General features: G+C 73.7%; 1 protein-coding gene. It reads left to right on the forward strand.

The window, feature by feature from the left end; translation table 11 throughout:
- Positions 1–1,877, forward strand: a 1,877-nt coding sequence (locus IO39_RS43240) for a heavy metal translocating P-type ATPase (protein WP_043637520.1), incomplete at both ends; no start/stop codon positions are given.

Below are 1,877 nucleotides of genomic sequence, written 5' to 3' on the forward strand. Positions count from 1 at the left end.
GCCGTCGAGCTCTCGATCGGTGGCATGACGTGTGCCTCGTGCGCGAACCGGATCGAGCGCAAGCTGAACAAGCTGGAGGGCGTGTCGGCGTCGGTCAACTACGCCACGGAGAAGGCGCGGGTGTCCTTTCCGGCGGGGGTGGATCCGCGGGAGTTGATCGCGGAGGTGGAGAAGGCCGGTTACACGGCCGAGCTGCCCGCCCCGCCCGCCCCCCAGGGGCAGGCGGGGGAAGAGGAGCCGTGGCGGGGTGAGTTGCGGCCGTTGCGGGATCGGCTGGTGGTGTCGGTGGTGCTGGCGGTGCCGGTGATCGCGATGGCGATGGTCCCGCCGTTGCAGTTCACCCACTGGCAGTGGTTGTCGCTGGCGCTGGCCGGGCCGGTGGTGGTGTATGCGGGCTGGCCGTTCCACAAGGCGGCGTGGACGAATCTGCGGCACGGCGCGGCGACCATGGACACGCTGGTGTCGCTGGGCACGCTGGCCGCGCTGGGCTGGTCGCTGTGGGCGTTGTTCTTCGGCACCGCCGGCACTCCCGGCATGACCCACCCCTTCAGTTTCGCGATCGAGCGTAGTGACGGGGCGGGCAACATCTATCTGGAGGCGGCGGCGGGGGTGACGGCGTTCCTGCTGGCCGGCCGGTATTTCGAGGCGCGGTCCAAGCGGCGGGCCGGGGCGGCGCTGCGGGCGCTGCTGGAGTTGGGCGCCAAGGATGTGGAGCTGGCCGACGGCCGCCGCGTCCCCATCGCCCAGCTCGCCGCCGGGGATCGGTTCGTGGTCCGGCCGGGCGAGAAGATCGCCACCGACGGCGTGGTGGAGGACGGCGCCTCGGCGGTGGACGCCTCGATGCTGACCGGTGAGTCGGTGCCGGTGGAGGTGCGGCCCGGCGATGCGGTGACGGGGGCGACGGTGAACTCCGGCGGCCGGCTCATCGTGCGGGCCACCCGGGTCGGCGCCGACACGCAGCTGGCGCAGATGGCCCGGCTGGTGGAGGACGCCCAGACGGGCAAGGCGCAGGTGCAGCGGCTGGCCGACCGCATCTCGGGCGTCTTCGTGCCGATCGTGATCGCGCTGGCGCTGGGCACGCTGGGGTTCTGGCTGGGCGCCGGCGGCGGGGCGGGGGCGGCGTTCACCGCGGCGGTCGCGGTGCTGATCATCGCTTGCCCGTGCGCGCTGGGGCTGGCCACGCCGACCGCGTTGCTGGTGGGGACCGGGCGGGGTGCGCAGCTCGGCATCCTGATCAAGGGGCCGGAGGTGCTGGAGTCGACCCGGCGGATCGACACGGTGGTGCTGGACAAGACCGGCACCGTGACCGAGGGCCGGATGACCCTGACCGCCGTCCACACCGCCGAGGGTGAGAGCGAAGAGCAGGTGCTGCGGCTGGCCGGCGCGCTGGAAGGCGCTTCCGAGCACCCCATCGCCCAGGCCATCGCCAAGGCCGCCACCACCCGCCTCGGGCAGCTGCCGCCGGTGGAAGGGTTCGCCAACGTCGAAGGGCTCGGCGTGCAGGGCGTGGTGGACGGCCACGCGGTGCTGGTCGGCCGGCCCCGCCTGCTGGCCGGCTGGTCCCAGCACCTGCCCGCCGATCTGGAGCGTCACCTGCGCCAGGCCCAAGCCGAGGGCCGGACCGCGGTCGCGGTCGGCTGGGACGGCCGCGCCCGCGCGGTGCTGGTGGTGGCGGACGTGGTCAAGCCGACCAGCCGGGAGGCGATCACCCGGCTCAAGGCGCTGGGCCTGAGGCCGGTGCTGCTGACCGGCGACAACCAGGCCGTCGCGGCGACGGTGGCGGCGGAGGTGGGGATCGAGGAGGTGATCGCCGAGGTGCTGCCCGCCGGGAAGGTGGAGGTGGTCAAGCGGCTGCAGGCCGGCGGCAAGGTGGTCGC

The organism is Nonomuraea candida, assembly GCF_000725485.1.
Lineage (GTDB): Bacteria > Actinomycetota > Actinomycetes > Streptosporangiales > Streptosporangiaceae > Nonomuraea > Nonomuraea candida.